Consider the following 15,780-nt stretch of genomic DNA (forward strand, 5'->3'; position numbering starts at 1 on the left):
TTTCTGAAAAATCATGTTATAATGAATGAGACTATAGATAAAGGATAGAGATTTATGACATTAGTTTATCAATCAACGCGTGATGCGAACAATACAGTAACAGCCAGCCAAGCGATTTTGCAAGGCTTGGCAACAGATGGAGGCTTATTTACTCCAGTTAGTTATCCAAAGGTGGACTTGGATTTTGACACATTGAAAGACGCTTCTTACCAAGAAGTAGCTAAGCTTGTCTTGTCAGCCTTTTTGGATGACTTTACAGCAGAAGAGTTGGACTACTGTATCACCAACGCCTATGACAGCAAGTTTGATACACCAGCAATTGCCCCTCTTGTAAAACTTGATGGCCAATACAACTTGGAACTTTTCCACGGTTCAACCATTGCCTTCAAGGATATGGCCTTGTCTATCTTGCCTTACTTTATGACAACGGCAGCTAAGAAACACGGCTTGGAAAACAAGATTGTCATCTTGACAGCAACATCTGGAGATACTGGGAAAGCTGCTATGGCAGGATTCGCGGATGTCCCAGGTACTGAAATTATCGTTTTTTATCCAAAAGACGGTGTCAGCAAGGTACAAGAGTTGCAAATGACCACTCAAACGGGCGAAAATACCCATGTTATCGCTATTGATGGAAACTTTGACGATGCTCAGACTAATGTGAAACATATGTTCAATGATGTGGCTCTTCGTGAAAAATTAGCAGCCAACAAGCTCCAGTTCTCATCAGCTAACTCTATGAATATCGGTCGTTTGGTACCACAGATTGTCTACTATGTGTATGCCTACGCTCAGCTTGTTAAAACTGGTGAGATTAAGGCTGGTGACAAGGTTAACTTCACCGTACCGACAGGAAACTTTGGGAATATCTTGGCTGCCTTTTATGCGAAGCAAATTGGCCTACCAGTCGGCAAGTTAATTTGTGCTTCAAATGACAACAATGTCTTGACAGATTTCTTTAAAACTCGTGTTTATGACAAGAAGCGTGAGTTTAAGGTAACCACTAGCCCATCTATGGATATCTTAGTGTCTTCAAACTTGGAGCGCTTGATTTTCCATCTTTTGGGAAATGATGCGGTTAAGACAGCTGAACTTATGAATGCTTTGAATAACCAAGGTCAGTATGAATTGACAGATTTTGATGCAGAGATTCTTGACCTTTTTGCAGCAGAGTATGCGACTGAAGCAGAAACAGCAGCAGAAATCAAGCGTGTTTATGAGGCAGATGCTTATATTGAGGACCCTCATACAGCAGTTGCTTCGGCCGTATATAAAAAATACCAAGCGGCGACAGATGATGTGACTAAGACCGTGATTGCTTCAACAGCTAGTCCTTATAAATTCCCAGTAGTTGCAGTAGAAGCTGTAACAGGGAAATCAGGTTTGAGCGACTTTGAGGCCTTGGCTCAGTTGCACGAAATTTCAGGAGTGGCAGTGCCACCAGCAGTTGATGGCCTTGAAACAGCTCCAGTTCGTCACAAGACAACTGTTGCAGCGGCAGATATGCAGGTGGCAGTAGAATCTTATCTAGGACTTTAAGACAGAGGAAGTAAACTCGGTTGGGAAACTAACTGAGTTTCTTTTCATCAGGAGGAAGGATTGTTTAAGAAAAATAAGGATATTCTCAACATAGCTTTACCTGCCATGGGTGAAAATTTCTTGCAGATGCTCATGGGGATGGTAGATAGCTACTTGGTAGCTAATCTGGGGTTGATCGCCATTTCGGGTGTGTCTGTAGCTGGAAATATTATCACCATTTATCAGGCTATTTTTATTGCCTTGGGAGCAGCAATTTCTAGTGTTATATCAAAAAGTTTGGGACAGAAAGATCAGTCTAGACTAGCCTACCATGTGACAGAAGCACTTAAGATTACTCTGCTACTGAGTTTGGTTTTAGGTGTCTTATCCATCTTTGCAGGTCAAGAGATGATTGGTCTTTTAGGTACTGAACAGGCTGTGGCTGAAAGTGGTGGCTTATACCTATCTTTAGTTGGTGGGACAATCGTTCTCCTGGGCTTGATGACTAGTCTAGGAGCCTTGATTCGCGCTACCCACAATCCTCGACTGCCGCTTTATGTTAGTTTTTTATCCAATGCTTTAAATATTGTTTTTTCAAGTGTCGCCATTTTTATCCTTGATATGGGGATAGCTGGTGTAGCTTGGGGAACTATTTTGTCACGTTTGATCGGGGTTGTAATTTTGTGGTCACAATTAAAACTTCCATATATGAGACCGACGTTTGGACTGGATAAAGACCTTCTGACCTTGGCTTTACCTGCAGCGGGAGAACGTCTCATGATGAGGGCTGGTGATGTAGTCATAATTGCCTTGGTTGTTTCCTTTGGGACGGAGGCAGTCGCGGGAAATGCTATCGGTGAAGTTTTGACTCAGTTTAACTACATGCCCGCTTTTGGTGTTGCTACGGCTACAGTCATGCAGGTAGCTCGAGCAGTAGGGGAGAATGATTGGGCAAGGGTGGACAGACTAAGTAAGCAAACTTTTTGGCTGTCTTTCTTTCTCATGTTGCCTTTAACACTTAGTATCTATGCTCTCGGGACACCACTAAGCTATCTCTACACCAGCGATCCTGTGGCTATCAAAGCCAGTGTTTTAGTGACTCTTTTTTCACTTTTAGGGACTCCTATGACAACGGGGACGGTTATTTATACAGCTGTCTGGCAAGGTTTGGGAAATGCCCGACTTCCCTTTTATGCGACAAGTATTGGAATGTGGTGCATCCGTATTGGAACTGGTTACCTGATGGGAATTGTTCTTGGATGGGGTTTGCCTGGTATCTGGGCAGGAACGCTTTTGGATAATGGTTTCCGTTGGATTTTCCTACGCTATCGTTACAAATCTTATATGACATTGAAAGGATAAGAAATGCAAGAAACGGCTTTTATTTGGGATTTAGACGGGACCTTATTGGACTCCTATGAAGCTATTTTGTCAGGGATTGAGGAAACCTATGCACTGTTTTCCATTCCTTTTGACAAGGAAAAAGTTCGAGCTTTTATCTTGAAATACTCTGTCCAGGATTTACTAGTGCAAGTGGCAGAAGAAAGAGGCTTGGATGTTGATAGGCTCAATCAAGTCCGTGCTCAGAGCTTGGCTGAAAAGAATGCCCAGGTCATCTTGATGCCGGGGGCGCGCGAGGTTTTAGCCTGGGCAAATCAGCAAGGAATTCAGCAATTTGTCTACACCCACAAAGGCGATAATGCCTTGACTATTTTACGAGATTTGGGATTGGATGTTTATTTCACAGAAATTTTGACAAGCCAGAGCGGTTTTGCTCGTAAACCAAGTCCAGAAGCAGCGACCTACCTTATCAGCAAATACCATTTAAAACCAGACCGCACCTTTTATATAGGGGATCGTACTTTGGATATCGAGTTTGCTCAGAGTAGTAGCATTCAGAGTATCAATTTCCTTGGAACTCCGGTGGATTGCAATCATCAGATTTCTTGTTTAGCGGATATTCCTTCTCTCTCTTTATGAAAGAGAATATGTCAGCTTTGTGACAAAAATCATACAAACTATTTCAATTAATGTAGTTTGTTACAGAGCTTAGACAGTTTTATTAAATAGCCCCCAAAGGGCTTTTTTTCTTTTTTCTTTATGTTATGATAGAAAGGTACTACATTTGAAAAGGAGTTTGAATAGTATGAAGAAACGAATTATTTTAGCATCAACAGTAGCTCTATCACTTGCCCCTACCTTGGCGACTCAAGCAGAAGAAATTGTATGGTCACCACGTTCAGTTGAGCAAATTCAAAACGATGTTGCTAAAAGCGAAAATAAAACAAGTTACACAATTAAGTACGGAGATACCCTAAGCACGATTGCAGAGGCTTTGGGAGTAGACTTAAATGTCCTTGCAAACTTGAACAAAATCACAAATATTGACTTGATTTTTCCAGAAACTGTACTGACTACAACTGTGAACGACAATGAGGAAGTAACAGAGGTTGAGATTTATACACCTCAAGAAGTTGGTTCTGATGTAGCAAGTGCAACAGCAGATTTAACAACGAATCAAGTAACAGTAGATGAACAAACTGTTCAAGTCGAAGATTTGACACAACCAGTTGAAGAAACAACGACTACTGTTGAGGAGACAACTACAACAGAAGCAACAACTGGAGTTGTAGCAGAAACTACAGTATCGTCAGAAGCAACAACTGAAGCTGCGGCACCTGTCGTTGAAGAAACAACTACGGTCGCTGAACCAACAACTACAGTTGAGGAAACAACTACGGTCGCTGAACCAACAACTACAGTTGAGGAAACAACTACGGCTGCTGAACCAACTACAACAGTTGAGGAAACAACTACGGCCGCTGAAACAACTACAACAGTTGAAGAAACAACGACTACAGAAGCAACAACTGAGGCTGTAACAGAAGCTCAATCGGCTCCAGCAACTTACCAAGCTGAACCAAGTCAAGGTGCATCAGCAACTTATACAGCACCAGCGGCTCCTGATTATGCAACTATTGCAGCAACAAAATCTGAAAATGCAGGTCTTCAACCACAAACAGCTGCATTTAAAGAAGAAGTAGCTAACTTGTTTGGTATCACATCATTTAGTGGTTACCGTCCAGGAGATCCAGGTGACCACGGAAAAGGTCTAGCGATTGACTTCATGGTCCCAGTTAGCTCAGCTCTCGGTGACCAAATTGCAGATTATGCTATCCAAAATATGGCTAGCCGTGGAATCAACTACATCATCTGGAAACAACGTTTCTACGCACCATACGATAGCAAATACGGACCAGCCTACACTTGGAATCCAATGCCAGATCGTGGTAGCGTAACAGAAAACCACTATGACCACGTTCACGTATCAATGAACTAATAATGAATGAGAAGTTGGGAACTGATTCAGTTTCCACTTCTTTTTTCTATTTCGATTGCTTAGGTAGTGAAAAAATCCAGGCATAAATATAGATGAAAAGCCTTATAGAAACATGACGAGGAAACTGTTTTATATTTTTGGAGAGTAGTTCTGGTTAAAATAAAAACAACCAGCACTTTCTATGAAGGTGCTGGTTTTTAATAACTGCTGTTAAACTTTTCTCCGCTTGATTTCAAGCAGTCTTTGATAGAAGAAGATTTGGCTACTATAGATATAAGGGAAGATAGAGATGCTTGCGATTCCAAAGCTAATCCAGATAAGGAGATACCAAGGAAGTAGCTGTAAATCAAGGACAAAGCGTTGGAACTTATAGCCTTTCATGAGAAAGCGGCTGGTATGCAGCACGCGGCTAGGTTTGGCAATTCCGATTGCAAGGCTGTCACATAAAAGTAGTTCAACTTGGGAATAGGCATAATATTGTGGCAGATAGATAATGGTTCCCAAAATCATTACTAGGACGCTACCAAAGAAATAGAGAGCGAAAGTCAGTAGGAAGTGTTCGATATCTGGATTTGTCACGTCGACAGATGGAAATTCGGGATGAAGTTCCACAAATTTACGAGCCATGGCACTGCTATAAAAGAGCAAGTAGACTCCGAAAAGATTAGGGATGCTCCATAAAAAGAGATAGAAACGCTTGAGTAAGAGCGTTAGAAATGTCTGGGTAAAGAAGCGGTTGTCAAGCAAGGACAGACTATCTTTAAAGGAAAGCTCTATCTCAGAAATTCTGTAAAGATTAATCGTGGTAAAGAGAGCACCAGCTAGGATGATGGAACTTGTAAATCCAACGGCTATCGGAAAGAGAGCAGACTGGATTGTGATCCCTAGAAAACTCAAGAAGGACTGTTCAAGAATGCCTTCATCAAGTAAGGATAAAGGTCTGATAAAGCTCGATAGAATCAAGAGAATACTTGGTAATAAAAAGACAAGCAGCAAGCGAGGGTGCTCGGCTTGAAATTGTCTAGCCTGTTCGCGAACTTCTTTTAAATTAATTTTTGGGTACTTCATTCTTTCATTATACCATAGTTCGTGACAGTTCCTGTTTTTTTTGATAGAATCATACAGTATGCCCTTGGGCGCAAAGTAAGAACTGGGACTGTCTTTCCCAGCTTCGGAGGTAAAAAATGTCAGATTCGCCAATCAAATATCGATTGATTAAAAAAGAAAAACACACAGGAGCTCGTTTGGGTGAGATTATCACACCCCATGGAACCTTCCCGACACCTATGTTTATGCCAGTAGGGACTCAGGCAACGGTCAAGACTCAGTCGCCAGAAGAATTGAAAGAGATGGGTTCAGGGATTATCCTATCCAACACCTATCACTTGTGGCTTCGCCCTGGGGATGAACTCATTGCCCGTGCTGGAGGTCTTCACAAGTTCATGAATTGGGACCAACCAATCTTAACGGATAGCGGTGGTTTTCAAGTGTATTCTCTAGCAGACAGCCGTAATATTACAGAAGAAGGGGTAACCTTCAAGAATCACCTCAACGGTTCTAAGATGTTCCTTTCACCTGAAAAGGCCATTTCTATTCAAAACAATCTGGGCTCAGACATCATGATGTCCTTTGACGAATGTCCTCAATTTTATCAACCTTATGATTATGTAAAAAAATCGATTGAACGTACTAGCCGTTGGGCAGAGCGTGGTTTAAAGGCTCATCGTCGTCCGCATGATCAAGGTCTATTTGGGATTGTACAGGGGGCAGGATTTGAAGATCTGCGTCGTCAATCAGCTCAAGACCTTGTAAGTATGGACTTCCCAGGCTACTCTATCGGTGGACTAGCAGTTGGAGAAACCCACGAAGAGATGAATGCAGTTTTGGACTTTACGACCCAACTGCTTCCTGAGAACAAACCTCGTTACTTGATGGGAGTAGGAGCGCCAGATAGCTTGATTGATGGTGTTATCCGTGGTGTCGATATGTTTGACTGTGTCTTGCCGACTCGTATCGCTCGTAACGGGACTTGTATGACCAGTCAAGGTCGCTTGGTAGTCAAGAATGCTCAGTTTGCGGAGGACTTTACACCACTTGATCCAGAGTGTGATTGCTATACATGTAAGAATTATACCCGTGCTTATCTACGCCATTTGCTTAAGGCAGATGAAACCTTTGGTATCCGCTTGACAAGTTACCATAATCTGTATTTCTTGATCAATCTGATGAAGCAGGTTCGCCAAGCTATCATGGATGATAATCTCCTGGAATTTCGTGAACATTTTGTTGAAAAATATGGTTATAACAAGTCAGGGCGAAATTTCTAAATTTAGTTTGAGATCCACTAAAAATCCTAAGTTTTCTCTTAGGATTTTTCTGTTTTTTTTGATAAAATAAAGGTACTATGAATGAAAGTTAGATGGCTTTTTTTGCCAATCTAATGAATGGAGAATAGACTCGTATGCGTATTAAATGGTTTTCCTTGATTAGGATTACAGGTTTGCTTTTGGTACTCTTGTATCATTTCTTTCAAACGACTTTCCCAGGAGGTTTCTTTGGGGTTGACGTCTTCTTTACCTTCTCAGGTTTTCTGATCACATCGCTTTTATTAGAAGAATTTGGACAAAAAGGGAAGATTGATATCTTAGGATTTTTTAGAAGACGTTTCTATCGAATTTTTCCACCGGTCGTTTTAATGATTCTTGTCATCATGCCATTCACCTTCTTGGTTCGCCAAGATTATGTGGCAGGAATTGGTGGGCAGATTGCCGGTGTTCTAGGATTTATGACTAACTTCTATGAAATGCTGACAGGAGGAAGTTATGAATCTCAGTTTATCCCTCACCTCTTTGTTCACAACTGGAGCTTAGCTGTTGAAGTTCATTATTATATCTTGTGGGGGTTGGCAGTCTGGTTCCTATCTAAGCGAGCGAAATCAAGCGGACAACTACGAGGAACAATCTTTCTACTTTCATCAGCTGCCTTTATCGTCAGTTTCCTTTCGATGTTTATCGGTAGTTTTATTGTAAGTTCTTACTCAACAGTATACTTTTCAAGTTTGACTCATGTTTATCCATTCTTCTTAGGTAGTGTGCTTGCTACCGTAATAGGGGTTCGTCATGCAACGCCACTTTTTAAACGTTTGAATAGAAGCTTGGATTTGAAGCAGACTTTGCTAGTCTTTGGAGCTGGGCTCGGAGTCTTGCTATTACTGACCTTCTTTGTGAAATTTACATATCTCTTTGCTTATTTACTCGGCTTCTTGTTTGCAAGTTTAGCAGCGCTTCTGATGATTGTTGCGGCACGCATTTTACATGAGAAAACACTGGCTATCAAAGAGCCAAAGATTATCAGCTTTTTAGCGGATACCAGCTATGCTGTCTATCTTTTCCACTGGCCGTTTTATATTATTTTCTCACAGTTAATGGGAAATATTCCGGCAGTGATTTTAACCACCATCTTCTCTTATATCTTCGCAACCCTTTCTTTCTATGTTATCGAACCTTTAGTAGCAGGAAAATCTACTGATCTCTTGCAAAAGGCAAAAGAAATTCCGCACATTAAACCGGTCTTTGCTGGTAGTGCTGGAGTACTCGGTCTGATTACCGTTGTCGTGATATTGATAGCTCCTCAAGTAGGTGCATTTGAAACGGATTTGATGGTTAATGGTCTCAATCAGGCGCAAACCAATATGAACCGAACAAAAACCATGGCAGATCAAGCAGAAGCCAGTCGCTATAATATAGCTGAGGGTGTATCCATCATTGGAGATTCGGTCACCTTGCGTGCTTCAGAGGGACTAAAAGAAGTCTTGCCAGACGCACAGATTGATGGTCAGGTCAGTCGAAATACCAAACAGGCAAATGCATTGATGCTGAATTACAGTCAGAATAAAGCCTTGCCTAAAATTGTAGTCATTGCGACTGGCGTTAATAATCCTGAAAATTATAAAGCCGATTTGGATTTGCTGATAACAAATCTTCCAAAAGGACATCAACTTGTTTTAGTTACTCCATACGAGGGGGACACAACGCAGGAAACACAACCTTATGTTGAGCAGTATGCAAGCTATGCGCGTGAACTGGCACAAAAATATCCATATATAGCACTAGCAGATTGGAACCAAGTCGCCAAAGATCATCCAGATATTTGGAAGGGAACAGACCAGGTTCACTTCGGTAGTGATACGACCAAGCAGGATGAAGGAGCAAAACTTTACGCAGAAACCATTAATGCTGCCGTTAAAGCTCTCGCAGACAAACCTGTCAAATCAAAATAATCACTAAAAAGTAGAGATTGTATCTCTACTTTTTTGCTTTAACGAGAATTGGGAAAAACTTGCCAAATTGTCAGAATTATGAGAAAATAGGAACAATCAAAAAATGGAGGGAATGCAATGAGAGAAGACATCAAGATTAATGACCGTGCTCTAGCATTGGAAGATCAAATCATTGAAGTACTCGAAAAAGTTTATGATACAGATGTAGAGTTAGATGTATACAATCTCGGATTGATTTATGAGATTCATTTAGATGAGGCTGGCCTTTGTACAGTTGTTATGACCTTCACTGATACTGCCTGTGACTGTGCAGAAAGTCTGCCAATCGAGATTGTGGCAGGTTTAAAACAAATTGATGGGATTGAGGATGTCAAGGTTAAGGTTACCTGGTCTCCAGCATGGAAGATTACACGCATTAGTCGTTATGGGCGTATAGCTCTAGGGCTACCTCCTCGATAATGATTTATTTTGAAAATACAAAAAAGCAAGCCAGTTGAGGCTTGCTTTTGATTTGCTTATTTTTTACCAGATTGTTCCATATTCCAGAAATCTGTAACGGCACCACGTGATGCAGAAGATACGGTATGGGCATATTTACCGAGGACACCACGGCTATATAGTGGTGGCAAGGTTGTTTCTGCCTTACGTTTTTCAAGTTCTTCATCGGAAACGTCCATGGAAATTTCTTTTGTATCTTGGTCGACCGTAACGATATCTCCTGTACGGAGGTAGGCAATTGGTCCACCATCCTGAGCTTCAGGAGCGATATGTCCAACAACCAATCCATAAGTACCACCAGAGAAGCGTCCGTCTGTCAAGAGGGCAACCTTGTCTCCTTGGCCTTTACCAACGATCATGGATGAAAGTGATAGCATCTCAGGCATACCAGGACCACCCTTAGGTCCAACGAAACGAACAACGACAACATCGCCATCAACTATTTCATCTGTCAGAACAGCCTGGATAGCATCTTCTTCTGAGTCAAAGACCTTAGCTGGACCAACGTGACGACGAACCTTAACACCTGACACCTTGGCAACTGCACCGTCAGGAGCAAGATTACCGTTCAAGATGATAAGCGGACCGTCCGCACGTTTAGGATTTTCAAGTGGCATGATGACTTTTTGACCTGGAGTAAGATCTGCAAAGTCAGCTAAGTTTTCAGCGACAGTCTTACCAGTACATGTGATGCGGTCTCCGTGAAGGAATCCATTTGCCAACAAGTACTTCATAACCGCAGGCACACCACCAACTTCGTAGAGGTCTTGGAAGACATATTGACCAGAAGGTTTCAAATCAGCCAAGTGAGGCACACGTTCTTGGATGGTATTAAAGTCTTCAAGTGACAAGTCAACATTAGCTGCGTGGGCAATAGCAAGCAAGTGAAGAGTGGCGTTAGTAGAACCACCGAGAGCCATGGTCACTGTAATGGCATCTTCAAAGGCTTCACGAGTCAAGATATCTGAAGGTTTGATTCCAAGTTCAAGCATTTTGACAACTGCACGACCGGCTGCTTCGATGTCTTCTTTCTTATCAGCAGATTCAGCTGGGTGAGAAGAAGAACCTGGCAAACTCAACCCCAAAACTTCGATAGCAGTAGCCATAGTATTGGCAGTATACATACCACCACAACCACCAGGGCCAGGGCAGGCATTACATTCCAGACGTTTCACGTCCTCCGCTGTCATATCGCCGTGATTCCACTTACCGATTCCTTCAAATACAGAAACCAAGTCGATGTCTTTGCCATCCAGTTTTCCAGGGGCGATAGTACCACCGTAAGCGAAAATAGCTGGAATATCCATATTGGCAATGGCAATCATGGAACCAGGCATGTTTTTGTCACAACCACCGATAGCTACAAATGCATCGACGTTATGACCACCCATAGCAGCCTCGATTGAGTCCGCGATGATATCACGAGACGTTAGGGAGAAGCGCATACCCGGTGTTCCCATGGCAATACCGTCGGCTACAGTAATGGTTCCAAACTGCACAGGCCAAGCACCAGCAGATTTAACACCTTCTTTAGCTAATTTCCCAAAGTCATGCAAGTGAATATTACACGGTGTGTTTTCAGCCCAAGTCGAAATGACCCCAACAATCGGTGTTTCAAAGTCCTTATCTGTCATACCAGTCGCACGAAGCATGGCACGGTTAGGTGATTTTACCATGCTGTCATAGATACTACTGCGGTGACGTTTATCTAATTCTGTCATTAAAGTCCCTCCCATTTCAGTTTGTTCCATTATAGCACAATTTTCACATGAATAACAGAAGAAAATTTTTAAATTTTCAGACAATTCAGTAGTGTACGATTAAAAAATACAACTTTTTTTGTCAAGTAACTTTACTTTACAAAAAAGTTTTGATATACTATTAAAGTTGATGAAAATCAAACCTAATTGAATTTATATCTTAAAAGGAGAAAAACGAAATGGCAGTACCTGCACGTCGCACATCAAAAGCGAAGAAAAATAAACGTCGTACACACTACAAAGTAACAGCTCCATCTGTAAACTTTGACGAAACTACTGGAGATTACTCACGTTCTCACCGTGTATCACTTAAAGGATACTACAAAGGACGTAAGATCGCTAAAGCTGCATCAGCTGAATAATAGAAGGGAGATACCATGCGCGTAAATATTACACTTGAACACAAAGAATCTGGTGAACGCTTGTACCTTACTTCTAAAAACAAACGTAACACTCCAGACCGTCTTCAATTGAAGAAATACTCACCAAAACTTCGCAAACACGTTGTGTTTACAGAGGTGAAGTAAGCATTCTATACGAATCAATACATAAGAAAAACGCTGATTTCAAGCGTTTTTTCTTTTTTCAATTTCAATACATTTAACTATATTTCAGTCCAAACTCTACCTTTTTTAGATAAATATATCATCTGGATATTGAAGTTAAGCCCTGCTATCATTTCGATGGCAGGGCTTTTTAATGTTTAGTACACTACCTTCTTATCTATATTTTGATGGAGCTGAAGTTGACATCTACAAAGTTTAATGTTAAAATAAATTCAAAAATATATTTGAATGAAGTGTTTTATGGTTCAAAATGTTGTTACTTCAATAATCCTGTATTCTGGGACAGCCGTAGACTTACTTATTATCCTAATGTTATTTTTTGCCAAAAGAAAAAGCAGAAAAGACATCATTAACATCTATTTAGGACAATTTCTAGGCTCTGTTAGTCTAATATTGCTAAGTTTACTTTTTGCATTTGTCTTAAATTATATTCCTAGTAAAGAGATTTTAGGTTTGCTCGGTTTGATTCCAATTTTCCTAGGACTCAAAGTTTTGCTTTTAGGAGATTCTGATGGAGAAGCTATTGCAAAAGATGGTTTGCGCAAAGATGATAAAAACCTGATTTTTCTAGTCGCTATGATTACTTTTGCAAGTTGTGGTGCTGACAATATTGGTGTTTTTGTCCCATATTTTATTACCTTAAATTTAGCGAATTTGATAGTGGCTTTACTTACTTTTCTAGTCATGATTTATCTCTTGGTTTTTTCTGCCCAAAAATTGGCACAAGTCCCTTCTGTTGGAGAAACTTTGGAGAAATATAGCAGATGGTTTATTGCCGTTGTCTATTTAGGATTGGGGATGTATATCCTGATTGAAAACAACAGCTTTGACATGCTAAGAACTGTGTTCGGCTAGGAGAAAAAATTATGAAAAAAGATAGTATCTGCCAAGTGGATGTTATTAATCAACAAAATGTTACAACCGCAACGAACTACTTTGAAAAGGAAAAAGTCCAAAAATCACTTCGTATTTTATCAAAGTTTACCGATAATAAACAGATAAATATCATCTTTTATCTCCTTGCTGTTGAAGAACTCTGTGTCTGTGATATAGCCTGTTTACTAAATCTCAGTATGGCATCTGCCTCCCACCATCTTCGTAAACTAGCCAATCAAAACATCTTGGATACTAGAAGAGAGGGGAAAATTATATATTATTTTATAAAAGATGAGGAAATCAGAGATTTTTTTAATCAACTAGGATAACAACTATTTTTACTACTCTACCATCCACTCTACCTTTTATTATGTAGCATTCTAAAAACATTGATGTACCAACGTTTCTAACAGCTAAAATAGAAATTATTTAATCTTTTTATAGAAGTAAAGTAAGCATTCAATACGAATCAATACATAAGAAAAACGCTTGTTTTAAGCGTTTTTTATTTTTTTCAATTTCAATGTATTGCAATAAAAATCAACCGAATGACTACATTTTTTGTGAAATAAATTAGATGTTCGGATATAGGGAAAACGCTCTAGTCACAATGACTAGAGCGTTTTTGTATTGTTTTAAAATTTATTAAAGCACATATTCGTGAGCATATAATTTGAGTACGCTCTCATATTTTGATATACTATATTTAACCCAGATATATTGGGCTATGAAAGGAGGCGCATATTATGTTGTGGTCCATTATTGTAGGTGGCTTTATCGGCCTTGCAGCAGGAGCAATCACTAAAAAGGGTGGCTCAATGGGAGTAATTGCTAATATTTTTGCCGGTTTAATCGGTTCATCAGTAGGTCAATCACTCCTTGGCACTTGGGGACCTTCACTAGCTGGTATGGCTATCATCCCATCTATTGTTGGTGCAGTGATTGTAGTTTCTGTGGTATCATTCTTTTTGGGTAAAAAAGGTTAATGTTTTACTCGAAAGCAGTCTATAGCTTTTAATTTATAATGACGGGTAAAGCTATGGTTTGTTGCACTAATTGAAAGGATTTTATATGTCAAAATCAAAGAAAATATTATTGTTTATTTTCTGTATTTTAATCTTGACAATTTTCCTTCCTATTTTGATAGATTACCACCAGGTTAGTGATTTAGGAATTCAATTGACTAGCTGGCGACAGACATCATTTGAATATTATCTCGCTAGATATGTATTTTGGGGGCTTCTAGGCCTGTCTATCTTAGTTTTATTATGGATGTTAGTAATCCTGTTTTATCCTAAACAATATCTGGAAATAAAACTTGGAACTAAAGATGATAATTTAAAACTAAAGAATTCAGCTATTGAAGGGTTTGTTCGATGTTTATTGGATGAACACAAGATGGTCAAAAATCCCAAAATTCAGGTACATACTCGGAAAAAGAAATGTTTCGTTTATGTAGAAGGTACAGCTGTTCTTTCAGATAACATTGCTAACAAATTTGAAGTAGTTCAAAACGAAATCACTCAAGGATTGAAAGAATTCTTTGGTATTGATCGAGAGGTTAAACTGGAAGTTTCAGTGAAAGAATATGACCCTCAAAAAGCAGCTAAGAAAATTGTTAGTCGTGTAAAGTAAGGAAGTAAAAAATGGAATGGTTTAAAAAATATCAATACCCAATTCTATGTGGTGTAGTAGGTATTATTCTAGCCTGCTTCATCCTATCCTTCGGTTTCTTTAAAACATTATTCGTTTTAATCTGTGGAGCCCTAGGAATTTGGTTGGGATACTATGTACAGAAGAATTATTTAAATAAATAAAGGAGTTTCATATGTCAAACGTAGAAAAAAATGTAAATGTAAATAATGAAAAAAAAGATGTTGTTGTTTCTAAAGATGTTCGCGGAGAATTAACTTACGAAGATAAAGTTATTCAAAAAATCATCGGTCTTTCACTAGATAGAGTCCCAGGACTATTACATGTTGACGGTGGATTCTTCTCAAATCTTACAGAAAAACTTGTTAACACTAACGATGTAACACACGGTGTTAACGTTGAAGTTGGTAAAGAACAAGTAGCAGTTGACTTGAACGTTATCGTAGAGTACAGAAAAAACGTTCCAACTCTATACAAGGAAATCAAAGACGTTATCGTATCAGAAGTTGCGAAAATGACTGATCTAGAAGTAGTTGAAGTTAACGTTAATGTTGTTGATATCAAAACTAAAGAACAACATGAAGCAGACTCAGTTAGCCTTCAAGATCGTGTAACTGACGTAGCAGAATCAACAGGCGAATTCGCGTCAGAACAATTGTCTAGAGTGAAATCTGGTATCGGTTCAGGTGTCGCAGCAGCACAAGAAAAACTTGGCGAAGGCGCTGAATTCGTTCAAGAAAAAGTTGGCCAAGGCGTTGACAATGTTAAAGACGCTGCAGCCAAAGCAGAACCACGTGTTCACTAATTACTAATTTAGAAAAAATAAAAGGAGGACATACTTATGTCTACAGAAGAAAAATTCAACCAAGCAGCAGGATCTGTTAAAGAAGGCGTTGGCAAATTGATCGGCGACAAAGAACTTGAAAGCGAAGGAGCTGCTGAAAAAGTTGCTTCTAAAGTGAAAGAAGTCGCTGAAGATGCAAAAGACGCTATTGAAGGCGCTGTTGAAGGTGTTAAAAACATCTTTAAAAAAGACGACGCTAAATAATGAAATTTAGGTAATCTTGCTATTTTCCTTGAAAACACTCCCTAACCGGGGGTGTTTTTGTTATTCGTTTTTATCAATGCACGTTTTATAGAGTTTTATAGAGAAAAAAGAATACAGGACAAACAAATTCCTGTATTCTTAAAATGACTTAGAACAGATATGTTAATAAGTAGGCGACTACTAAGATTGTACCACAAATCATTCTCCCTCTTTTTTCATGTTGTTTGAACAATTTACCAGAG

Annotated in this window: 18 protein-coding genes and 1 pseudogene; 16 read left to right on the forward strand and 3 right to left on the reverse strand. The window is 39.7% G+C overall.

The genetic code is table 11. From position 1 onward, the window contains the following. Positions 1-54 precede the first annotated feature (54 nt). The 4 genes from thrC (at position 55) to ACWPUA_RS04790 (ending at position 4,858) form a co-directional block, all read left to right on the forward strand. Positions 55-1,539 (forward strand): threonine synthase, encoded by a 1,485-nt coding sequence (thrC, locus tag ACWPUA_RS04775; RefSeq protein WP_006152891.1) that lies wholly within the window; start codon positions 55-57, stop codon positions 1,537-1,539. A 60-nt stretch (positions 1,540-1,599) separates the two neighbouring features. Beyond that, entirely contained in the window at positions 1,600-2,880 is a 1,281-nt protein-coding gene (locus ACWPUA_RS04780) for an MATE family efflux transporter (RefSeq protein WP_006152832.1), read from the forward strand. Between the two features lie 3 nt (positions 2,881-2,883). Further along, entirely contained in the window at positions 2,884-3,498 is a 615-nt protein-coding gene (locus ACWPUA_RS04785; RefSeq protein ID WP_454379504.1) for an HAD family hydrolase, read from the forward strand. A 166-nt stretch (positions 3,499-3,664) separates the two neighbouring features. Continuing rightward, complete coding sequence (locus tag ACWPUA_RS04790) at positions 3,665-4,858, forward strand: LysM peptidoglycan-binding domain-containing protein (RefSeq protein ID WP_006152904.1); 1,194 nt, start codon at positions 3,665-3,667, stop codon at positions 4,856-4,858. Positions 4,859-5,068: 210 nt separating this feature from the next. Here ACWPUA_RS04790 and ACWPUA_RS04795 read toward each other — a convergent pair whose 3' ends face one another. Next, positions 5,069-5,926 carry a DUF975 family protein gene (locus tag ACWPUA_RS04795; protein WP_454379507.1) on the reverse strand — a complete coding sequence of 286 codons (858 nt, stop codon included), beginning with the start codon at positions 5,924-5,926 and terminating at the stop codon, positions 5,069-5,071. 116 nt (positions 5,927-6,042) lie between these two features. Here ACWPUA_RS04795 and tgt point away from each other — a divergent pair, with 116 nt between their 5' ends. The 3 genes from tgt to ACWPUA_RS04810 all read left to right on the forward strand — a co-directional run bounded on the left by tgt (position 6,043) and on the right by ACWPUA_RS04810 (position 9,596). Then, a complete protein-coding gene (gene tgt / locus ACWPUA_RS04800) occupies positions 6,043-7,185 on the forward strand; it encodes a tRNA guanosine(34) transglycosylase Tgt (RefSeq protein WP_454379509.1) in 1,143 nt (380 codons plus the stop codon). A 134-nt stretch (positions 7,186-7,319) separates the two neighbouring features. Next, positions 7,320-9,137, forward strand: coding sequence for an acyltransferase family protein (locus ACWPUA_RS04805; protein ID WP_454379511.1), 1,818 nt, complete (start codon positions 7,320-7,322; stop codon positions 9,135-9,137). A gap of 117 nt (positions 9,138-9,254) precedes the next feature. Continuing rightward, entirely contained in the window at positions 9,255-9,596 is a 342-nt protein-coding gene (locus ACWPUA_RS04810) for a metal-sulfur cluster assembly factor (protein WP_254724735.1), read from the forward strand. 56 nt (positions 9,597-9,652) lie between these two features. Here the strand turns inward: ACWPUA_RS04810 and ilvD are convergent, their stop codons facing one another. After that, positions 9,653-11,356 (reverse strand): dihydroxy-acid dehydratase, encoded by a 1,704-nt coding sequence (ilvD, locus tag ACWPUA_RS04815; protein WP_036756699.1) that lies wholly within the window; start codon positions 11,354-11,356, stop codon positions 9,653-9,655. Between the two features lie 218 nt (positions 11,357-11,574). On the opposite strand from ilvD, the gene rpmF reads away from it, so the two are divergent. Together rpmF and rpmG are read left to right on the forward strand one after the other, a co-directional pair. Next, a complete protein-coding gene (gene rpmF, locus ACWPUA_RS04820; RefSeq protein ID WP_000290417.1) occupies positions 11,575-11,757 on the forward strand; it encodes a 50S ribosomal protein L32 in 183 nt (60 codons plus the stop codon). A gap of 15 nt (positions 11,758-11,772) precedes the next feature. Then, a complete protein-coding gene (rpmG, locus tag ACWPUA_RS04825; RefSeq protein WP_001265622.1) occupies positions 11,773-11,922 on the forward strand; it encodes a 50S ribosomal protein L33 in 150 nt (49 codons plus the stop codon). A gap of 77 nt (positions 11,923-11,999) precedes the next feature. On the opposite strand, the pseudogene ACWPUA_RS04830 reads toward rpmG, so the two are convergent. Then, positions 12,000-12,173 (reverse strand): annotated as a pseudogene (locus ACWPUA_RS04830) (FanG protein). A gap of 28 nt (positions 12,174-12,201) precedes the next feature. On the opposite strand from ACWPUA_RS04830, the gene ACWPUA_RS04835 reads away from it, so the two are divergent. From ACWPUA_RS04835 to ACWPUA_RS04865, 7 genes are all read left to right on the forward strand, one after another. Further along, entirely contained in the window at positions 12,202-12,816 is a 615-nt protein-coding gene (locus tag ACWPUA_RS04835) for a CadD family cadmium resistance transporter (protein WP_006152989.1), read from the forward strand. Positions 12,817-12,827: 11 nt separating this feature from the next. Next, positions 12,828-13,166, forward strand: coding sequence for a Cd(II)/Zn(II)-sensing metalloregulatory transcriptional regulator CadX (gene cadX / locus ACWPUA_RS04840; protein ID WP_414320570.1), 339 nt, complete (start codon positions 12,828-12,830; stop codon positions 13,164-13,166). Between the two features lie 417 nt (positions 13,167-13,583). Further along, the gene (locus ACWPUA_RS04845; RefSeq protein ID WP_006149342.1) at positions 13,584-13,823 is read left to right on the forward strand and encodes a GlsB/YeaQ/YmgE family stress response membrane protein; all 240 of its coding nucleotides are present in this window, start codon (positions 13,584-13,586) and stop codon (positions 13,821-13,823) included. 85 nt (positions 13,824-13,908) lie between these two features. Then, positions 13,909-14,472, forward strand: coding sequence for an alkaline shock response membrane anchor protein AmaP (gene amaP / locus ACWPUA_RS04850; protein WP_118138997.1), 564 nt, complete (start codon positions 13,909-13,911; stop codon positions 14,470-14,472). Positions 14,473-14,483: 11 nt separating this feature from the next. Further along, a complete protein-coding gene (locus ACWPUA_RS04855) occupies positions 14,484-14,654 on the forward strand; it encodes a DUF2273 domain-containing protein (RefSeq protein WP_004250679.1) in 171 nt (56 codons plus the stop codon). Between the two features lie 11 nt (positions 14,655-14,665). After that, the gene (locus tag ACWPUA_RS04860; protein WP_414264317.1) at positions 14,666-15,295 is read left to right on the forward strand and encodes an Asp23/Gls24 family envelope stress response protein; all 630 of its coding nucleotides are present in this window, start codon (positions 14,666-14,668) and stop codon (positions 15,293-15,295) included. 36 nt (positions 15,296-15,331) lie between these two features. Continuing rightward, positions 15,332-15,538 carry a CsbD family protein gene (locus ACWPUA_RS04865; protein ID WP_006149345.1) on the forward strand — a complete coding sequence of 69 codons (207 nt, stop codon included), beginning with the start codon at positions 15,332-15,334 and terminating at the stop codon, positions 15,536-15,538. Positions 15,539-15,780 lie beyond the last annotated feature (242 nt).

It is taken from the genome of Streptococcus sp. Marseille-Q6504 (genome assembly GCF_965111625.1).

Excerpts from the sequence above, each read along its gene's own strand:
- cadX (WP_414320570.1), top strand. The coding sequence starts at position 12,828 with ATGAAAAAAGATAGTATCTGCCAAGTGGATGTTATTAATCAACAAAAT.
- ACWPUA_RS04795 (WP_454379507.1), bottom strand. The coding sequence starts at position 5,926 with ATGAAGTACCCAAAAATTAATTTAAAAGAAGTTCGCGAACAGGCTAGA.
- ACWPUA_RS04810 (WP_254724735.1), top strand. The coding sequence starts at position 9,255 with ATGAGAGAAGACATCAAGATTAATGACCGTGCTCTAGCATTGGAAGAT.
- ACWPUA_RS04845 (WP_006149342.1), top strand. The coding sequence starts at position 13,584 with ATGTTGTGGTCCATTATTGTAGGTGGCTTTATCGGCCTTGCAGCAGGA.
- ACWPUA_RS04865 (WP_006149345.1), top strand. The coding sequence starts at position 15,332 with ATGTCTACAGAAGAAAAATTCAACCAAGCAGCAGGATCTGTTAAAGAA.
- tgt (WP_454379509.1), top strand. The coding sequence starts at position 6,043 with ATGTCAGATTCGCCAATCAAATATCGATTGATTAAAAAAGAAAAACAC.
- ACWPUA_RS04790 (WP_006152904.1), top strand. The coding sequence starts at position 3,665 with ATGAAGAAACGAATTATTTTAGCATCAACAGTAGCTCTATCACTTGCC.
- ACWPUA_RS04860 (WP_414264317.1), top strand. The coding sequence starts at position 14,666 with ATGTCAAACGTAGAAAAAAATGTAAATGTAAATAATGAAAAAAAAGAT.
- rpmF (WP_000290417.1), top strand. The coding sequence starts at position 11,575 with ATGGCAGTACCTGCACGTCGCACATCAAAAGCGAAGAAAAATAAACGT.
- rpmG (WP_001265622.1), top strand. The coding sequence starts at position 11,773 with ATGCGCGTAAATATTACACTTGAACACAAAGAATCTGGTGAACGCTTG.
- ACWPUA_RS04805 (WP_454379511.1), top strand. The coding sequence starts at position 7,320 with ATGCGTATTAAATGGTTTTCCTTGATTAGGATTACAGGTTTGCTTTTG.
- thrC (WP_006152891.1), top strand. The coding sequence starts at position 55 with ATGACATTAGTTTATCAATCAACGCGTGATGCGAACAATACAGTAACA.
- ACWPUA_RS04835 (WP_006152989.1), top strand. The coding sequence starts at position 12,202 with ATGGTTCAAAATGTTGTTACTTCAATAATCCTGTATTCTGGGACAGCC.
- amaP (WP_118138997.1), top strand. The coding sequence starts at position 13,909 with ATGTCAAAATCAAAGAAAATATTATTGTTTATTTTCTGTATTTTAATC.
- ACWPUA_RS04785 (WP_454379504.1), top strand. The coding sequence starts at position 2,884 with ATGCAAGAAACGGCTTTTATTTGGGATTTAGACGGGACCTTATTGGAC.
- ACWPUA_RS04855 (WP_004250679.1), top strand. The coding sequence starts at position 14,484 with ATGGAATGGTTTAAAAAATATCAATACCCAATTCTATGTGGTGTAGTA.
- ilvD (WP_036756699.1), bottom strand. The coding sequence starts at position 11,356 with ATGACAGAATTAGATAAACGTCACCGCAGTAGTATCTATGACAGCATG.